This window comes from Streptomyces sp. NPDC005574 (assembly GCF_040605435.1).
Classification (GTDB): Bacteria; Actinomycetota; Actinomycetes; order Streptomycetales; family Streptomycetaceae; genus Streptomyces.
This window is the reverse complement of record NZ_JBEXCW010000067.1, coordinates 18,898-37,075: the sequence shown is the minus strand read 5'-3', so window position 1 is coordinate 37,075 and position 18,178 is coordinate 18,898. Positions and strand designations below refer to the sequence as shown.

12 protein-coding genes are annotated in these 18,178 nt (G+C 69.3%); 6 read left to right on the top strand and 6 right to left on the bottom strand.

From position 1 onward, the window contains the following. Positions 1 to 15: 15 nt before the first annotated feature. The 6 genes from casA to ABZT03_RS31215 form a co-directional block, all read right to left on the bottom strand. Positions 16 to 1,677, bottom strand: a complete 1,662-nt coding sequence (casA, locus tag ABZT03_RS31240) for a type I-E CRISPR-associated protein Cse1/CasA (RefSeq protein WP_356045625.1) — start codon at positions 1,675 to 1,677, stop codon at positions 16 to 18. Further along, positions 1,658 to 4,468: a CRISPR-associated helicase Cas3' gene (gene cas3, locus ABZT03_RS31235; RefSeq protein ID WP_356045623.1), complete on the bottom strand. Its 2,811-nt coding sequence runs from the start codon at positions 4,466 to 4,468 to the stop codon at positions 1,658 to 1,660. The genes casA and cas3 overlap by 20 nt, the downstream gene beginning before the upstream one ends. A 675-nt stretch (positions 4,469 to 5,143) precedes the next feature. Further along, entirely contained in the window at positions 5,144 to 6,574 is a 1,431-nt protein-coding gene (locus ABZT03_RS31230) for a hypothetical protein (protein ID WP_356045620.1), read from the bottom strand. After that, a complete protein-coding gene (locus ABZT03_RS31225; RefSeq protein WP_356045618.1) occupies positions 6,571 to 8,001 on the bottom strand; it encodes a hypothetical protein in 1,431 nt (476 codons plus the stop codon). The genes ABZT03_RS31230 and ABZT03_RS31225 overlap by 4 nt, the downstream gene beginning before the upstream one ends. A 274-nt stretch (positions 8,002 to 8,275) precedes the next feature. Continuing rightward, positions 8,276 to 8,671: a DUF6188 family protein gene (locus ABZT03_RS31220; RefSeq protein WP_356045616.1), complete on the bottom strand. Its 396-nt coding sequence runs from the start codon at positions 8,669 to 8,671 to the stop codon at positions 8,276 to 8,278. Positions 8,672 to 8,715: 44 nt separating this feature from the next. Next, on the bottom strand, positions 8,716 to 9,957 hold the full coding sequence (locus tag ABZT03_RS31215) for an IS30 family transposase (RefSeq protein ID WP_356045614.1): 1,242 nt from the start codon (positions 9,955 to 9,957) through the stop codon (positions 8,716 to 8,718). 497 nt (positions 9,958 to 10,454) lie between these two features. Between ABZT03_RS31215 and ABZT03_RS31210 the strand changes: the two genes are divergently transcribed. From ABZT03_RS31210 to ABZT03_RS31185, 6 genes are read left to right on the top strand one after another with little or no spacing between them, the layout of a single operon-like run. Beyond that, positions 10,455 to 11,387 (top strand): conjugal transfer protein, encoded by a 933-nt coding sequence (locus ABZT03_RS31210; RefSeq protein ID WP_356045613.1) that lies wholly within the window; start codon positions 10,455 to 10,457, stop codon positions 11,385 to 11,387. After that, positions 11,384 to 11,725, top strand: a complete 342-nt coding sequence (locus ABZT03_RS31205) for a hypothetical protein (protein ID WP_356045611.1) — start codon at positions 11,384 to 11,386, stop codon at positions 11,723 to 11,725. The genes ABZT03_RS31210 and ABZT03_RS31205 overlap by 4 nt, the downstream gene beginning before the upstream one ends. Continuing rightward, a complete protein-coding gene (locus ABZT03_RS31200) occupies positions 11,722 to 12,306 on the top strand; it encodes a hypothetical protein (RefSeq protein WP_356045610.1) in 585 nt (194 codons plus the stop codon). The genes ABZT03_RS31205 and ABZT03_RS31200 overlap by 4 nt, the downstream gene beginning before the upstream one ends. Beyond that, positions 12,303 to 14,987, top strand: a complete 2,685-nt coding sequence (locus ABZT03_RS31195; RefSeq protein ID WP_356045608.1) for an ATP-binding protein — start codon at positions 12,303 to 12,305, stop codon at positions 14,985 to 14,987. Before ABZT03_RS31200 ends, ABZT03_RS31195 begins: the two co-directional genes overlap by 4 nt. Continuing rightward, positions 14,987 to 15,334 carry a hypothetical protein gene (locus ABZT03_RS31190; protein ID WP_356045606.1) on the top strand — a complete coding sequence of 116 codons (348 nt, stop codon included), beginning with the start codon at positions 14,987 to 14,989 and terminating at the stop codon, positions 15,332 to 15,334. The genes ABZT03_RS31195 and ABZT03_RS31190 overlap by 1 nt, the downstream gene beginning before the upstream one ends. Before the next feature lies 1 nt (position 15,335). Then, positions 15,336 to 18,167 (top strand): hypothetical protein, encoded by a 2,832-nt coding sequence (locus ABZT03_RS31185; RefSeq protein WP_356045604.1) that lies wholly within the window; start codon positions 15,336 to 15,338, stop codon positions 18,165 to 18,167. The last annotated feature ends 11 nt before the right edge of the window (positions 18,168 to 18,178 follow it).

Sequence of the window (18,178 nt, the reverse complement as noted above, 5' to 3'; positions counted from 1 at the left end):
AGAGGACGTGCCGGATCACTGCGGCGGATCCTGTCGTGGGCTGGTTGTGGACGGTTCTGACAGCGCCTTGGCCAGGCGGCTGCGGAAGAACCGGTCGGCCAGCCCGGTGTTGAGCCACTGCGTGCCGCCTTTGGCCAGGGAGACGGTCCTGCCCTGCCAGGCCGCGTTCCCGGCGTTCTGGATGAGGCGATCACCGAGGCGGCTGATCAGGCCGTGCACCTCGCGCTGCCACAAACGTCGCCGCTCGAACGCCTCCCCGGCGTCTGTGAGGGTTGCGAGCCAGGCACGATAGGGGTCCTCCAGCGCAGCGAAGCCGAGGTCACGCGCTGCCGATCGCCGCTGCTGCCCCTCCGAGCCGGCCGCGCGGGCCAGGTCGGTGGCCAGATCTCCGAGCGCCCACACCGCCTGATCGGCGTCCTCGGCCGCGCCGATCGCCTGCTGGGCACATGTACGGTCCTGACGGTGCAGCAGTACGAGCGGCATGATGAGACGGTCGTCGATGACCTCGTCGATCACGGACTGCTGAGTCCCGTACTTCGCGCCGACGACACGGGCCCTGACCAGGAAGTTCCGCGGCAGTTCCCCCTCGGTGACCAGCCGTGCCATCCACTCCAGGATGCCCGGCCGCAGATACGGGGCGGCCTCCGCGCCCTGGGCGGCCTCCGACCGGTCGGCGACCAGTGCAGCAACACCCCGCCAGGCGGCGCGTGCCGGGTCGTGATCCCTGGGCAGATAGATCAGCGGCTGCCGCAACTTCTTCTCCTGGAACGTACTGCGCCGCCACGCGGTCATCGGCTCCCGGCGGTGCATGTTGCGCGCCGTGAGCGGATCGCCGTAGCCGAGGACGACGCCGGTAACGCCCTCGGCATCATGGTGCAGGCGCAGCCGGCGCGACTGCCACGTATACAGGTCGCGCAGCCCGGTCGGCATACGTTCGCTACCGCCGGGAAGGCACGGTTCGCGCCGCCAGGCGGGATGGTCGTGCGCAGTGAATTCCAGAGCGTCGGTGTCGGCCGCCACCAGGTTCAGCAGCAGCGTTTCGCGCAGGGTGTTGCCTTCCGCGAAAACCCCGCCGAGTCCGCCCGCCCACCCCGTGCCGAGCGGGTACACCTTGCCGCCTTTGACCCGGTCGTCGCCTACCATGCCGGACTTGATGCCGGAGGTGTCGTAGGCGTGGGTGTGGACGACCCAGCGGGCCGCTTCGGCGAAGGTGAGCTTTTCGACGGGGGGCATCCGGGCGGTGAAGAAGGGTTCCCCGTTGGGCACGTCGGCCACGATCCGATTGAGCGAAAACACCTCGTCCTTCGCCGTGCGCAGCCCCGCGGTCTGGAAGAAGGGGGCGCTCGGGTTCAAGAGGTCGAAGCGCTCTCGATGCCGGTCCAGGTATGTGCCGACCGGCGCGAAGCACTCCGGGTCGGCCCACAGTTCACCCCAGGTCTCGATATCAGAGGGACCGTCGAGGGCGTCGTGCGCGACGGCCAGCAGCAGACGCAGCAGGGCGAATTCCTGGGTGGCCACCTCTCCCGCAAGGCGCCGCACTTTTGCGGCCTGTGTGAAGACCTGCCGAAGCGACAGTTCCTCCTGCGTACCGTCACTGTGCAGGACCCCGATCCACGGCCGCGCGGTCAGGTCGAATAACGGGATATGGGCCGTGCGGTCATCGGTCGACTCCGTCACGGATCACCTCCAGGCCGTCGGAAGGGCTGTAGTGGAGCGCATAGCCTGCCAGGAGGGTCTGACAGTCCTCATCGAGCGCGAGAATCAGCTGGTCAGCCAGCCACGGGCTGTCCTTGCCCTGCCAGGCGGGGACGTATAGCTGCTCCAGTTCCGCGATGGCCTTGTCGAGGGTTTCGGCGTAGGAGAACTGAAGCGGCAGCCGGAGCCCGCAACTTGCCGCCGCACGGGCCGCGAACGAGGTGGGCGCCTGATCGCGCGGCAGCTCCAATCCCCGGCGCCGGCGGCCCTGCCTGTCGGCTTCCAGCCACGGGAGCGTGGTGAGGGTGCCGTCGGCATGCCGCTGTACGACGACGACCTCCAGGCTCTCCCGGCTGTCGCGGACCTGGGCCCTACCGGTGCGCGTGTCGTCGGCGTCGCCGACGCCGGCCGCCACCCAGCCGAACAACGGCCGTCCCGCGCGGCCCACTTCGCCCAGGCGGAACACGGCCGCCCGCTCAGCCTGATCGGATCGGTGCCGCTCGAACCGCACCTTTGCCTCCTCCAGTGCCGAGGCCCAGTGCTGCGGCCCGACCGGGGCATCGGCGTAGGCGTCCTGGACGAGAGGGCTGATGTCGGCGGGCAAGCGCACCGGGCGCTGCGGCCCGCCGTCGAGGTGGGGCAGCAGCACCGCAGCCGACCGCAGCAGCGCATGCGCCCCGTACACCGCGACTGACCCCCTCACCGGCGCGGGTATGTCCAACTCCCAGTCGGCGCCGGTGAGCAGGCAGCGTGCCACCCGCAGCCGCGCGGGCCGCTCGCTCTGGCATTCACCGCGCTGATGGCGGTGCAGGCGGCCCATCCTCTGCAACAGCAGGTCCACAGGACACAGATCGCTGACCAGAAGGTCGAAGTCCACGTCCAAGGACTGCTCGGCCACCTGGCTGGCCACCACGATGTGCCGGCCCCCAGGCCGCCGCGTGGTCTTGCCCGGCGGACCGAAGCGCTCCAACAGATCACGGTCCTTGGCCGCCCGGTCAACGTCCACGAAACACGAATGCGCCACCGTGATGGCGTCGTCGCCGAACCTCTCGCGCAGCACGCGGGCCGTCTCCAGCACGCGCTTGACCGTGTTGCGCACGACGAGCACACACCCGCCGTCCGCCAGCTCCGTTTCCAGCCGGTCGGCCAACACACCCAGACCGTCCTGGAGGCGCTCAACCTGGACGTCCGTCCTCCGGGCCGACGCAGCTGGATGGCGCACCATGGGCCGGCCACCTGGCACGACGGCGGTGAGCAACGGATACACCCCGTCCGCCGGAGCACTGTCGGCCTGTATACCGGACACCCCCGCGTACGCCTCGACCAGCTGACGCCGGCGCGGGGCAGGCAACGTCGCAGAGAGCACGATCACAGGAACCCGGTAGGCGCCCAGCCAGGCCAGCACACGGTCCAGGTAGACGCTCATGTAGGTGTCGTAGGCGTGCGCCTCGTCGATCACAACGACCTTGCCCGCCACTGCCAGGTGACGAAGAGCCAGGTGCCTGCTCTTCAGACCGGCGAACAGCAGCTGATCGACGGTGCCTGCCACGAAGGATGCCAGCATCGCCTTTTTACGGCCCCGCAGCCACGTGTGCGCCACCAGCTCGGCGCCTGCAGAACAGGCCGGTTCCCCAAGCCGCCGCGGCGTAGACACCGGGGCATCAACGTCGACTGCCGCCACCCGCCCGCCACGGGCCAGCAACCCGATGAAGTCCTCATTAAGAGCCGCCTTGGAATGAGCAAGATGCACAGAGTGCTGGCGCCTGCCGTCATCCGGAAGCCGCTTCAACCACTCCAGCAAGCGCGGGAACATGGCGTTTCCCGTCGCCATCGTCGGCAGCGCGAAGAACACCCCGCCCGCGCCCGAACGCGTCGCGAAGACTTCAGCCACCGCAAGCGCCGCCTCCGTCTTGCCCTCCCCCATCGGAGCCTCGATGACCATCAACCCGGGCGCATCCATCTCCCGGGCCAGCACCAGCGCCCCCTCCTGAACCGGACGGACCTTCGCCCCCTGCTTGAACCCGAATCGCGACAGGAACAACTCCTGTGCATCGCCGACAGGCTCTGCCGCCCGCCACGCCCCCGGGAGATCCAGCCCACGCCAGGCCGCGGCCAGCCGCTTCTCACTGCCATGAGAGGCGGCATCGGGGAAGTACGGGAAAAGGTCGGGATTGCTGGCGATCCAGTCGGAGACGATGACCAACGCGGTCAGCAACACCTGTACCGGCTGCGGCAGCTTCACCGCCCGCCACGCCGCAAGCCGATCCTCTACGCCAAAACACTCCGCACACGCATCGAGCAGTTCCGTCTGAACCTGACGCCACACCCCACCACTGCGGCCGGGAGTACGCAGCAACTCCTCATGCCCCCACAGGGCCTTGACCTGACCGCTCTCCGGCGGCACCCCATGATGCCCGCCCACCGCCACGGTGAACTGCCCCGTCTGCTTGGCCGCCCACCCCTGCCGCTCCTCCAACCACTCCCCCAGCAACACCTGACCTGCCAGCCCATGCGGCGCAAGCCGACGATCCGGTCCCATTGCCTGACGAGACCGCATCTCCAACCCCTTCTCCCGCATGACATCAGCAAGTTGATCAATCTGACAGGCGAACGCCGGTGTCGCCTTACCGATGTCATGCACCCCCGCAAGCCACACCACAAGCCTGCGCCCGTCCGCCTCACCGCCAGGCAACGCCTCAGCGATCAACCACCGCACGCCAAAAGGCAGCCACTCGTCCCACAGAAGGCCGGCAACAGCGGCACTGTCCTCCATATGCCGCCACAGCGGCAGCCAACCGTCTGCATCACGATCATGCTTTGCCCACACCGACCGCGCTGCAGCCCCAAGCCGCGACAGCAAGCCAGAGAGGGACGCTCCCCCACTCTTCATGCAGAATGCCTACACGCAAACCAGCCCCCAGCAGGCTGAATCAAAGAAACAGACTCGATCTGCAGCAGATCTGGCCATACAACTCCAGGCAGGCACACCCAAGCCGTATGGTGACCCGTTTACTACCACTCACCTAAGAATGAAGTCCCATATGCCCCACTTGCCGGAATTCCCGAAAGTGCATAAAAACCTGCACGCGAGGATATAAACCTGCAGGTCAGACAGTCTGCTCCCCGCACCCGCGGGGATGGTCCCCGGCCCGGCGGCACACCGCCACTGCGGAACCACTGCTCCCCGCACCCGCGGGGATGGTCCCTTCGGCGCCGAGAGCGGCATCAGCGACGACATCTGCTCCCCGCACCCGTGGGGATGGTCCCTGCGCCATGCGCCTGACCGAGCAATACGACCTCTGCTCCCCGCACCCGTGGGATGGTCCCACCGACCCCGCTGCCATAGGCGAATGGCGTGCTCCCCGACCGCGACACGGCAGATGCTGACGTCCGGGTGGGGATCCGCACGGCTCGGGATGAGCGGTCTATAGCGTTTCATAGCCGAGCACTACATGGTGGGGTTGGGGGAAGGCAGCAGGCCGTCGCCCGGCCACAGAGCCTGCCCCGCTTCTGCCGTGGCCAGTTGCCTGCCGACCTCGATCAGAACCTCGATGCGGTCGGCGGGCCCGTACGTCTGGTACCGCCCGGACACCGGGTCGTAAATGCGCACCCGGGTGTGCGGGCCGGAACACACCAGGGCGCGGGCGAGGTCCGGCAGGCGAAGGCTGAGGGCATCGCAGGCACGGTCCTGGATGAGCTGGAGCAGGTCGGCTGTGACCGCCTCCCAGTCGCCGACCTCCGGCCAGCGTATACCGCCGTCCAGTTCATGGGTGAGTGTGGACAGCGGCACGATCTCACACTGGCGTCGGCCGCGGGTGAGGCGTTGATAGATGCGCGCGCCGTCGGGCTGGCGGACACGGGGGTGCAGCAGGGAGGCCGCGGCTACGAGCGTTGTGTTGATCTCCTGGGAGGCGGCCGTGTAGTAGGCCTCGTGCGCGAACAGCAGATACACGGCGCGGGCTTGTTCAGGATTGTCCTGCGGATGGGGCATGAACTGTTCCTCCTTCGGCGAGTGGGGGCTCGTGTGGTCGGTGGAAAGTTGAGCTGGGCGGCGAGGCTTGGGCAGGTGGTGGCCGGGTGGCGGCTGCTGGTCGAGCCGTCCGTCCTGGCCGAAGGATGCGGCGGCTGCTGACGCGGTGATCTGCCCGATGTGGGCGGCGAGGTGCAGCATCAGCCGCTCTCGTGCGATGAGCGCGCTGGAGGCGATGCGCGTGTCGTGGCACTGGAGCAGGTCAGCTGCGTCGAACAGCAGACTGTGGCCGACCTCGACGGCGCGCCGCCCCTCCCACGCATCGCTCACGGTGGCCGCCTGGACGAGGTCGGCGTGCACAGCGGCGAGGCGCTGCAGGTAGCGGCAGGCGGCTTCTGCCTCGACGATCCGGGCGTGAGCGCGAGCGCGGGCATCGAAGTGTGCCGGCAAATCTTCCACGACCAGCGGGACCAAAGCGGCCGCCGGCACCACAATGCTCAGGGGGATGCCGTGCAGGTACGCGAGGGTGGCCGCCACCAGGGTGAGGGCCGTGATGACAGCTGTGGTCGGTCGAACCGTCACTGCGGCGATGCGGTACCGGTGCGTGGGACGCCGGGCTAGCCAGTGCAGGGCCAGGCGCTGCGAGCGAGTCGCGTACGGGGTGAACACGGCCATCCGGGACGGCTGTTGGGGCAGGCTGCCGTCTGCCGGGATGCTCCAGTCGATCCACCCCCATGCGGTGCGTTCACGGATCAGGACGGGCTCGCAGCCGGCCGCACAGGCCGGGCCGCAGCAGACATGCCCGCCGCGCACCGCACGGGAGCGCTTCCTCTCCCACCTGTGCGGCTGCCGGCGGAAGGGGTGCAGCCACTGAGGGATTTGGGCCGCCGATGATGCAGGGATGGTCATACCGTGATTCCTTTCAGCGGGTTGATCGATGTAGTGGCGCAGGTGGTGCAACGGCCGTCGCCGTCGGGGTGGGCGCGGCGGGGGGTGGGGCCGGGGCAGGTTCGGCACAGCGGCCACCCGAGGCAGGCCGGGCAGAGGTCTTCGCCCAGGGCGGTTGTGGGAACGCCGCAGCCGGCGCATTCGACGAGCGCCCGGTAGGTCAGGGCCTCGGTCACCGTGCGTGCGGCAGACGGCGTGGGCGACCGCTGCCCCTGTGGCTCGTCTTCCATCACGTCGCCGCCGCGGTGGTGGTGACGGCCGTCCAGCGTGGCGGGCGGTGGATAGGCCCTGGCAGCCCGCAGGCGGGCGGCGATGATCGCACCGACCGTTGAGTGCACCGGCTGCGGCAATGGCCTGTCGGCGATGATGTGACGCAGTTGCACCGGGCTCCAGCCGGCCTCCAGCATCATCGTGGCCACGCGGCCCTGATCGGTCAGCGCCTTCCCGGTCAGTAGCAGTTCTGGACGGCTCGCTCCGATCTCGAGCAGCAATTGGATTCCTGGATGCATGTCATCCGCCGGGAACGCCGCCGGTATCTCCGGCTGATCCACCCGTTCAGGTGTGCGCGCGGCGCCGCTGCGGTCACGCGGAGGGACGGTGCTGGTGTTCTGCTTGTTCGTCTTCTTTCGGCTGTTGTTCTTAGTGGGGCGGTTGACCGATGTCGGATTGTCCACAGGTAGAAAACCCGACATCGGCTCGGACCTGCTGGTTTGCAGGCTGGGCAGATCGGTGATGAAGTACGCGACCACACCGAGGGTGCCGTCGGGGCGGCGCTCGCGTTCCCGGAGTAGGAAGCCGTGCTTCTCCAGCTCCTTGAGGCCGCTTTTGACGGCCGTCTCGCCGTCACGGCTGCGGCGCGCCAGATCTGTGACGCTCATCCGCCAGCCGGCGCGGTGCGTGCTAATGAGCCCGAAGATTCCCTTCGCCTTGAAGGACAGCCTGGGATCGCGAAACAGGCCGTTGGCGATCTGGGTGAACTGGTCTGCCGCCATCACTCCACGGCGGATCCCCGCCCCAAAACCGGGCGCCGCTTGACCTGCCGGCGCAGAGACGGCCGCCGCGGCAAGGTCGGCGGGGGCGGGGCGATCGGTGATCGAGTACACGATCTCGCCGAGCGTCCCGTCGCTGCACCTCAGTTGTTCGCGGATGAGGTAGCCGCGTTGCTGCAGTTCGCTCAGGCCGGCGCGTACGCCGTCGCGTCCGTCGGGTCCGGCGCGCACGAGGTTGGTGACCGTCACGTGCCAGCCGGCGCGGTGGGTGCTGATGAGCCCGAAGATTCCCTTCGCCTTGAAGGACAGCCTGGGGTCACGGAACAGGCCGTTGGCAATCTGGGTGAACTGGTCTGCCGCCATCGCCCCACGGCGGATTTCCGCTCCAAAGCGGCTCATCGTGCTTCCTCGCGCGCCAGTTCCGCGCGTCCGCCGACGCCCTGGAGCGGACGTGCGGGAGCGAGGTGATCGCGGCCACTGTGTGCGGTGACGTGAGCGAGATCCATTCCGTCAGCTCACCCGGCACCCCCGACCAGGCTGACGGCCACGAGCCCCGACCATCGGTTACGATCCGCCAACGGAGCCTTGAGCTGCCGTGGTCGGGCTCATGGGGCGGATTCCAGCGGTCGTTGCAACAGGGTGAGTGCCGCAACGGTGTCGGTTGCGGCGATGATCAGTGTTGCCAGTCGGTTTCGCCGCCTGGGCCAACCAGGGTGGGATCGATTCCTGAACCGGTGAGGTTCCACGACTCGTAGTCGGGGTCTGGCTCGATGCTGAGCCGCGTGCCGTCGTCGAAGCCGAGGGACAAGGTGCCTTGCCCGGTGACCTCGGTTTCGGTGACGCACTTGGCGAACAGGCCGAGTACCGGTGCCAAGGACGGTCCAGAGGCTGGCGTCAGTTGGGCCTGGTGGCCCGAGGAGTCCGTGAGGGTGAACGATGTCTCGATGACGAGCTCGCCCTCGACACGGATGCGGCCGTCTGGGGCGTGATCGGTGAAGCTGATCCGGACCTGGTGGTCGAAAGCTGTGCGTGTGACACGGGTGCCGACCAGCTCCGCAGGTACTCTCACCGCTCCCCCTGCCGCGGTTCTGCCGTGTGTCGACGGAAGGCCGACTACCGGCTCTGTTGGGCCTTGAGCAGTGTAGACAGGCGCTCGGTCGGTGTTTCCCAGCCGAGCGTCTTGCGGGGCCTGCTGTTCAGTTCGGCGGCGACCGCGGTCAGGTGTTCGCGAGTGTGGACGGACAGGTCGGTGCCCTTGGGAAAGTACTGGCGGAGCAGGCCGTTGGTGTTTTCATTCGAGCCGCGCTGCCACGGGCTGCCGGGGTCACAGAAGTAGACCGGGACGTTGGTGGCCATGCTGAAGCCGCGATGAGCAGCCATCTCAGTGCCCTGATCCCAGGTCAGTGACCGTTTCAGGTCAGGTGGCAGGGTGTTGACGGTGGCGATGAGGGCGTCGCGCACGGCTGCGGAGTTGTAGCCGTCGGGCAGGTGGACCAGCATCAGGTAGCGGGTGCTGCGGTCGACCAGGGTGGCGATCGCGGAGTGCTTCTTGCGGCCGAAGATCAAGTCGCCTTCCCAGTGCCCCGGGACGGCCCGGTCGGCTGCCTCCAGCGGCCGTTGGCTGATCATGACTTTGTCCTTGACTGCCCGGAAGCGCCGTCGATCGGCCAGGCGGCGCGGGAGCCGTCTGACACGTCCCGTGCGCAGAGTTTGAGTCACTTCGCGGCGGAGTTCTGTGCGGCCTTGGGCGTAAAGCGCCTGATAGATGGTCTCGTGGCTCACGTGCATGTCCGGCCGATGAGTGAAGCGTCTGCGCAGAGCGTGGCAGATCTGCTCTGGGCTCCAGCGCAGGCTCAGGTGCGACTGGATGAACTCGTGCAGTTCCGGGTTCTGGCTGATCTTCCGGATCTTGGGGCGAGGCCGGCGGGCGTCAGCGCGGCGCTGGGCGGTGTAGGGCCGGTAGTGCCAGCGGCCGTCGGCCAGGACGGTGCCGTTGCGGCGGACTTCGCGGCTGATCGTCGATGGGCTTCGGCCCAGCTCGGCGGCGATCGTCCGGATGGTGGCCTTCTCCAGTAGCCGGTCGGCTATGTGGACGCGGTCGGCCTCACGGAGGTAGCGCGAGGGATCACTCGGTACATCGACGGGTGCCGCATTGAGCGGTGGTGCTGCCTTGAACCGACCCGAAGCCCCTCGTCCGTTGCGCCACCGCTCGCCAGTGCGGGTGCTGATACCGACGGCCCTGGCGGCCTCGGCAAAGCTCATTCCTTGATCCACAAGCAGGAAGTATGTCTCCCGTTCCTGGAGCAACGGCCTGTTGCCCTGGGGCCTTCGCTTCTCACGAAATTCGACGTCCATCGCCACCTCTGAGCCGAGGTGTTGCAACGATCGCTAGAACCCAGATGGTCGGGCCGACCACGGCGGTCGCTCAGTGATTGCGCAGCTGCGGACGGGGTGCAAACGCCAGTTACGCAGCCGGTCTAGGGATCCTGCGCAGTCGAGTTGTTCTGGGGCGGCTGCGCAGTACGTCCGGACTTCCTGATCTCCTTTTTACACAGGTCTGTCGCCAGCATTGCGCAGCTTCTGTCGCGGCCCGGCCTTCCGTCTGCGCGGTGTCCGCGCCCTGTGACCTGGCAGCAACGTGATCGCACGGCGGTCGCCGGTCCGGGCAACGCGCGTCGGACGCGATGGCCCGCCGCCGGCTCGCAACCCATGGTCGGGCAAACCATAACCCCGACCATGGACTTCGTCTCCTCATCGTGACCATGGTCGGGGGTTCGTGGTCGGTGGTCAGGTCGGGGTCGCCGGGTCTTCTCAAGGTCGGCAACGTCCGTTCCTGACCTGGGAGTTTGACCATGTCCCCTGGCAAGCAGGCCTCACAGAGCGAGGCCGCTGCTCCGATGGCGGCCGGCGCCCGGCTGGAGGCGATGCGCCGCCGCATACGCCTCACATGCGTAGCAGCCTGGGCCGTCGTCGCGGCCGGCCCCATCGCGCTGTGCGTCGCCGTCGCCTCCACTCCGACCACGGTCGCGGCAGCCCCCGCGACCAAGCCCACCGCCGTGCGCGCCACGACATCCGCCACCGACCCGGGCGGCTATGCGCAGGTGTTCATCGGGGCGTGGCTGCGCAGCAGCGCGAACGACGCGACGAGCGCGCAGGCGCGGCTTGCGCAGTCGATGGCGCCGGACGTCGAACTGCCTGCCCCGGCCGCTGGTGCGCAATCGGCACCCCAGTCGGTGACCGCGGTGCGCAGTGCGCAGCGCAGTGCCGGTGCGTGGTCGGTGACCGTGGCTGCGCAATACGCAGGCGGATCGGTGCGGTACTACGCCGTGCCGCTGGCCTCCGACAGCACGGGCTCCTCGATCACGGTGACCGGTGCGCCCGGCGTGGTGGCCGGCCCGGCCCGGGCCGGGGTGGCGAAGTCGTCGTATGCCGTGACCGTCCCGGAGGGTGATCTGCCGTCCGCAGTCGGGCAATTCCTCGCCGCCTACCTGACGGGTGCCGGAGAGGTCGACCGCTACCTCGCGCCTGGCGTGAACCTCACCGCCGTCTCCCCCGCCCCGTACACGAGGGTCGCCGTCCAGGAGGTGTCCGCCGTCGAGGAGACCGCGGCCGCCGAGCAAGTGCCGGCGGACGGCACGACGGTGCGGGTCCTCGCTTCGGTGGAAGCCCGTGACGTGACCGGCCGGTGGCCGCTGGCATACGAGCTCACACTCAAGGCCCGCTCGGACCGGTGGGAAGTCGCCGCGCTTCAGTCCGGCACGGCCCAGGACGGGGGTGCCCGATGAACACCGCGCACAGCCTGATGTTCGCCGGACAGCTAAATGATCTTGGTAACTCGTGGATCAACATGTTCAAGGAGTGGGCAACCAAGGCCCTCCAGGCCGGTCTGATCTGCCTAGTCGTCGTCATCATGATCCAGAAGTTCTCTCTGAAGGCGGGGATTGGCGCCCTGCTCCTGATGGTGATCGCGCTAGGTCTGTACAACTCGCGCAACGACCTCGCGAACATGTTCACCGACGAGGTGAAGAACCCATCCAAGGGCGCGCCCGCCGCCCCCGGGATCGTCCGGTCCGAACTCCCGGCCTCGCGTGACCACTCGCCGGGCGTGGGAGGCTGGCTGTGAGCGCGACAGGCGCGGCACGGGTGAGCCGCTTCTACACCGCCGCCCGCCGCCACCCGTGGGTGCTGGGCAAGGTCGCCGACTGGCGCATTCCGCTCGGCCCGTACACGCCCGCGCAGATCGCGGTCGCCGTCGGCGGCGGTTTCCTGCTGGTCAAGACGATCAGCCGGTGGTCGTGGATGGGGCCGGTCCCCATCATCGGGTGGGGTTTGGTCATCTGGGTGGTGCGCCGGCCGAGGGTCCGGGGCCGTGCCCCGATGCAGGCCGCGTTGGGCTGGGTGCTGCTCGGCTGGCAGCCCCGCGGTGGGCGGATCGGTGGGCGGGCCGCCCGCGACCGGACCGCGCACCCGCTGCTCGGCGGCTTCACCATCGAGGACACGCCCGCGCCCGGCCCTACTGTGCAGGCCGCACCCTCCCATGCTGTGCGGCGGTGTCCGGTCCGGGCGCCGCACCCGAGCCCGGCCGCAGACCGCTCGTCCACACCCCGCCGCACACAGCCAGTTGTTCCCGCACCAACGGCGGGGCCGGTGTCGGGTGTGCAGCAGTTACTCGCCCTCACCGGGCAGGGCGGGGGTGCGCGGTGAGGGTTCCGATCCGTCACATCGCCGGGCACCTGGTGTGGTCGACGCAGGGCAGCGTCTGGGCGCTCTACCGCCTGCACCCGGGCCCCGACGCGCACGGCCGTCGCGAGGAAGCCGTCCAGGGCACCTACGTGCCCGCCTCCGTCCGCGACGAACAACTGTTAAAGATCACCCACTTGGTGCGCTCGCTGTCCGGAGCTCCTCGCCTGTACGGCATGTGTGCCCAGGTCGACCCGGGTGAGATCGCCCTCAGAATGATCGAGGGCATCGAACCGGCTGAACAGGCACCCGGTGCGCGCCGGCACCCGTGGGTCGAGAACGTCGAGGCCGCCTTCGACCTGCTGGACGACCAGGAGATGCATCGCCGCACCCTGTGGTTGGCCATACCCCTGCAGACCGAAGCAAGCAGCCTGCAGGTGTCGGAGACCCTCGGCGCGGCGTGGGCCGAACTCGCCCCGGTGCTAGGCATGCGGCCGGCGCCGGTAACCCGCCGCGAGGTGAGCGCGTATCGCGAGCAGGCCTCCCGGGTTGAGGCCACACTCGCCGGCGGCATCGCCTTCCGCCCGGCCCGCCCGGCGGAGATCGTGTGGATGATCCAGCACGCCCTGCACCGCGGCCTTGCTGAGCCGCTGCTGGCGGAGGCCGAGACCAGTGAGATGTATGGCGGGCAGCTCCGCGGCGGGGTGCTGCGCTCCCCCAGCTACGCCGATCTGGGCCAAGTGCGCCTGCAGGAAGGCGGCATCGACCCCGAACTCGACGACGTGGACGAGCTCAAGAGCGCGGGCCAGATCACGCGGTCGGGCCGCAATGCCTGGTGGCGAGTGAATACCGGGTCACCGCTCGGGCGGCGCTGGCTGCAGGTCGAAACGGACGCCGGGGCCGGCTATCAGGCGCAATTGGCGCTGGCCGAGTGCCCGCCTGCAGTCAGCCAGGACGCCGCCGACCTGTTCGCCCAGCTGGAGACGCTGGACTTTCCCGTCGACTACACCGTCGACCTGATGCTCGTGCCCGCGGAGAAGGCCCGAGCCCAGGTGCGGCGCAAGAAGAACGAACTCATCGACCAGGCCGACCAGTACGACGCCCGCCCCACCGGCATGCCCGCGTCGTTGGCCGAGGCCGCCCGCGACCTTGGCGAGCTGGATGCCCGTCTCTCCCGCACCAGCGTGGAGGTCGAGGTGCAGTCCGTCACGGTGCTGACGGTGTGGGGTCCGACCGCCGCCGTATGCGACGCCCGGGCCCGCGCCCTCGCGTCGCTGCTCGGCGGCGCCGACTACCGGGTGGTGCGTCCGGCCGGCCTGCAGGAGGCCCTGTTCACTCTGGGGCTGCCCGGCACCGTGCGGCCCGGTGTGGTGCGGGAGTTCACCCAGCATCAGATCTCCGAAGACTGGGCACTGGGTGGGGCCTTCACCGCTGCGGAGGTCGGCGACCCCAACGGCATGTTCCTCGGCATCGACCTGGACTGCGGCACCACCCGCCCCGTCATGATCAACGTGGCGGATGCGCCCAAGGTCGACGCCTCCGCCTCGATGGGCCTCGTCGGGGATCTTGGCGCGGGCAAGAGCGTGCTGCAGAAGTTGATCGCCGAGGCGGTGTGGGCGCGCGGCGGTTGCGCGATCTGCATCGACCGCACCCCCGTGCGCGAGTGGGCGACCTTTGCCCGCACCGCTGCCAAGGGCCGCGTCCAGATCATCGACGCTGCGCAGGCCGAGGTGTCCATCGACCCGCTGCGGATGTTCGCCGGGCACGAGGGACGGCATTACGCCCTGTCCTACCTCACCCTGCAGCTCGGCATCGGTCCGATGAGCACCAGCGGCGAGGTCCTGCACCACGCCGTCGAGCAGGCCGCCGCCGGTCCGGAGCCGTCGATGCACCGTGTCCATGAGGTCCTCGAGGAGATGGCCGCGAGCGAGGTGGGCAAACGACAGGACGCGGCGGCCACCCTCGCCGGCCTCATCCGCGTCGTCGCCAGCAATTCCCTGGCCCGGATGGTCTTCGATCCGGCGCTGCCTCCGGTGCGGCTTGACGCCTCCAGCGCCTCCGACATGATCGTGATCACCACCACGGGGCTGAAGCTGCCCCCGAAGGCCGCGTTCGCCAACCCCGAGGTCCTGCACCAACAGCCGTTGGAGGCGCTGATCGGCCGGGCGGTGCTCTACTTGATCGCCGCGATCGCCCGGCAGACCGCGTTCGAGGATCCCGGGCGGTTCACCGCGGTGGTCCTGGACGAGCTGTATTGGCTCACCTCGTCCGCCGAGGGCACCGCCCTGGTCCACGAGATCCTCCACGACGGCCGCAAGCACGGCGCCGGCCTGATCGCCGGATCCCACGATGCCGAGGAACTCGGTCCCGACCGAGGCCTGATGGCCTACCGCGCACTCGCCCGCACCGCCGACCGCGAACGTGCCCGCCGTGGCCTGGAGTTCGTCGGGCTCGATCCGCACGACGGCGAGCTGCTGCGGCTGGTGACCACCGGTCTGTCCCCTGTCGGCATGAAGGGCCGGGAGGGCGAGTTCCTGCTGACCTGCCCGCGGCAGAACACCGGCCGTATCAAGGTCTCCATCCCCCGCATCGAGCGCATCACCACCTCCATCACCACCACGCCGGGGCGCCGCATGAGCGTCGTCCCGCCGTCCGTGCCTGGTACCGGCGAGGTAGTGGATGCCTGTCCGAGGGAGCACGTCTGATGACCATGTCTTTCTGGGGCCGCTCCCGGTGCGCCGCCGTGGCTGCGAGCATCCTGACCGTGATCGCCGTCGTCGCTGGCGCGGTGATTCTCACCCTCGGGGTGGGCCTGCCGGATGCGTGGTGGCCGCACATCGGACGGGCCTTCGCCGCCGACGCCGCGCACCGGGATCCGTGCGCCTTGATCGTCGGCCCGGCCAAGGTGTACTGCGGGCGCGGCGCCACGACCACCGCCGCCGGCCAGCAGGACATGGCCGGTGCCGTGGCCAGGTTGGTACCCGCCGGTGCGGGTGTGGCTGCCCTGGTGGTGTGGCGGCTGCGGTACGCCGCTGGGCAGAGGCGGCGCTGACGTGTTGCGTCCAGACCGCGCGGCCCTGCGTTCGGCCGGCTTCGTCGTTCTGCTCACTGGCGTGTTCGTCATGGTGAACAGCCAGGTCGTGTATGCGGCCGGCAGCACCAGTGATACCGGAGATCTGCTTGCCCCGCTGAACATCTACTCGTCCGAGGGTGTGCCGATCAACGGGTATGAGCTGAGCGCCGAGGGCGGTTCCATCGTCGCCTTCAAGACGCAGGCCCTGGCCTTCGCCCTGTCCGGGCTGTTCACCCTGATCCGGCTCCTGGTGGGCCTGGCTGGGTGGGCGATCGAGGTCGCTTTCCGCTTCCCGCTGCTGAAGCTCCTCACCCGGCCGGCACAGAAGGCCGCCGACGCCTACGACACCGTGGTCGTCGACACATTGGGGTTGAAAGCACTGCTGCTGGCCTGGGCGTTCGTCTTCGCCGGATTCATGATCGTGCGTGGCCGGGTGGGCCGCGGTCTGGGCGAAATCTTCCTCACCCTGCTCATCGGGGCGATCGCCGCATCAGCTCTCATCCGCCCCGACACCCTGCTGGCCCAGGACGGGCCGCTGGGGCAGTCCCAGCAGGTGGCCGCCGAGGTCGCCCAGCGATCCGTCAACTCCTACGACTGGGGCGGCAAACTCACCAGCGATGACCCGTGCGCGGGCATGGCCGGCAATGCCGAACTCCGGTGCGAGGAGAGTGAAGGCGACGGGCCGGTCTCCGCAGCAGAGGTGGCCCGCCCCATCCAGGACTCGATCACCAACGCTCTGATCGTCAAGCCGTACATGCTCCTTCAGTACGGACGCATCCTCGATCCGGCCAAGCCTGCCGACCGCAAGGCCTACGCCGTCCATTTGAAGTGGGTCACCGGCGGGTACCTGCCCAGCTCGACGCCGTCGGACAAGGCGAAGGACGCCTGCAGCCTGGTCCACGGGCCGGGCAAGAAGTACTGCGAGCGGGGCGTCGACGGCAAGCCGCCCAGCAGCGACGAGCTTCCGACGTTCACGCCCGGAGGCGAGCTCCTCGACGCCTCCCAGGCGATCGTCACCGACGAGGACCAGGCGTTCGCCGCGTTCCTCGCCGATATGAAGAAGTCCGGCCCGGTCGGAAAGTCGTGCGCCGCCTATGCCGCAAAGCCCACCTGGTGGCGCGTCGGGGGCGGCGCCTTGCTGCTGATCGCCGCGCTGTTCATCTGCGGCATGCTCCTGTCCAGCGCGATCGTGCTGCTGGGCACCCAGGGCATCTGTGCGGCGGCCGCGGCCGCGGGCGGTGTCACCTTCGTCGCGGGCATGCTGCCCGGGCCTGCGCGCCAGAGCGTGTGGAAATGGCTGTCGATCTGGGGCATCTCGGTCCTGACCGTGGTGGGGATCTGTGCCTTCGTGCCGTTCTTCGGCATCGCCATCGACGCCACCGTCACTGACGGGCCCGACCTGATGGTCGAACGGATCCTGCTGATCGATGTCCTCGCCATCGCAGGCGCGGCCGGCCACCGTCGCCTGCTGACCTCGGTCACGTCTTTCGGCCGGCGCATGGCCATGCGGATGCGCTACGCCAAAGTCGGCGGCACCCACATGCCCGGCGACACCTCCGAGCTCGGTGCCGCGCTCGCCATGAACTCCCCGACCGCGTTGGGTGGTTATGGCGGGGGCTTGCGTGCGTTCACCGGCGGCGGTGGTGGCCGGTTCGGGCTGCTCGGCACCCGGCAGCGCCTGATGGGCGCACTGACGTCGCTGTTTGACGGGGCGGGCATGCCGGTGGACACCGGCCGGATGCTCGCCGACGCCACGGCCGAAGCAGGACGCGGTCTCGCTCCGCTGACGGCGGCGGCTGCTGTGGGCGGGGCCGGGGCGCGGCTGGGTGTGAAGGGCTCCCACTGGCTGTTGATCGGCCGGCGTCCGGATCGGGAGCAGCTGGCCAAGTGGCGCAAGCCCACGGCGGACGGTGATCCGGATGCGGGTGGCCCGTCCGACGGCCCGGGCGGCGGCGGTGGGGGGCCGCGCCGTCCTGGTGGTCCGTCCGATCGCTACCGTGACGAGGACGGTCAGATCGTCGACCGTCACTCGGGTCAGGTACTGCACGACCAGAACTCTGACCGCACGCTGTTGTCGACGCGCGCCCACAACCGTCTGGTGCGCTTGCGCGGCTACCGCATCCTGAACCGCGGCGGCCGCCTCGCCTATGGAGCGACGGTCGGCCTGCCGGCCAATGTCGGCCGGGTCCGCGCCGGCGGATCGCGGTTCTCCCAGGACGCCCGCCAGCAGGTACGGGTGTGGGGCAACACCCTCAGCGAGGATGGCCGGGCCTGGGCAGCCACCACCCGCCGCATCTCCCCCGCCCGGCAGAACCACACCGGCAGCACAGACGGCGCCAGCCCGGCACGGCCCGGCCGGCTGCCGGCCACTCCTGCCACCCCGCCAGCGGAGCCTCCTGGAACCACCCCACCGCCGGTTGCTGCCCACCCAGCGGCTCCCCCGGTCGCACCATCGCCCGCGCGTTCCATCAGGGCCCGTGATCTCCCCGTCCGGCCCCGTCCGCGTCCCCCCGCTCCCCGGCCCAGCCAGCCACCCTCCAGGAACGACGGCCGCGCCGCCTCCACCGGGGAGCGGGTGTATCTGCCCCGCATGGAACCCACAGACCGCACCGGCACACCCTCAGGTGCCGGGCCGGACCGGCCGTCGCCTCCCGGCGCAGCGCGCGCCCGCAGCACTCCGCGCGATGAGGCGCACGCCCAGATGCGGGACCGGTTGAGGCGCAACGCGTCCGAGGCGGAACGCCAACGCCAAGCCGAGCGGCTGCGCCAGATGCGGGAGCAGTGGCGAAACGAGCACGGTGAGGAGGAGTGAGGGCGTCGCGG

What these genes read in the sequence shown, in the direction of transcription:
- cas3 (WP_356045623.1), bottom strand. Translation starts at nt 4,468, where the DNA reads ATGGAGGACAGTGCCGCTGTTGCCGGCCTTCTGTGGGACGAGTGGCTG.
- ABZT03_RS31215 (WP_356045614.1), bottom strand. Translation starts at nt 9,957, where the DNA reads ATGGACGTCGAATTTCGTGAGAAGCGAAGGCCCCAGGGCAACAGGCCG.
- ABZT03_RS31210 (WP_356045613.1), top strand. Translation starts at nt 10,455, where the DNA reads ATGTCCCCTGGCAAGCAGGCCTCACAGAGCGAGGCCGCTGCTCCGATG.
- ABZT03_RS31225 (WP_356045618.1), bottom strand. Translation starts at nt 8,001, where the DNA reads ATGAGCCGCTTTGGAGCGGAAATCCGCCGTGGGGCGATGGCGGCAGAC.
- ABZT03_RS31205 (WP_356045611.1), top strand. Translation starts at nt 11,384, where the DNA reads ATGAACACCGCGCACAGCCTGATGTTCGCCGGACAGCTAAATGATCTT.
- ABZT03_RS31230 (WP_356045620.1), bottom strand. Translation starts at nt 6,574, where the DNA reads ATGACCATCCCTGCATCATCGGCGGCCCAAATCCCTCAGTGGCTGCAC.
- ABZT03_RS31190 (WP_356045606.1), top strand. Translation starts at nt 14,987, where the DNA reads ATGACCATGTCTTTCTGGGGCCGCTCCCGGTGCGCCGCCGTGGCTGCG.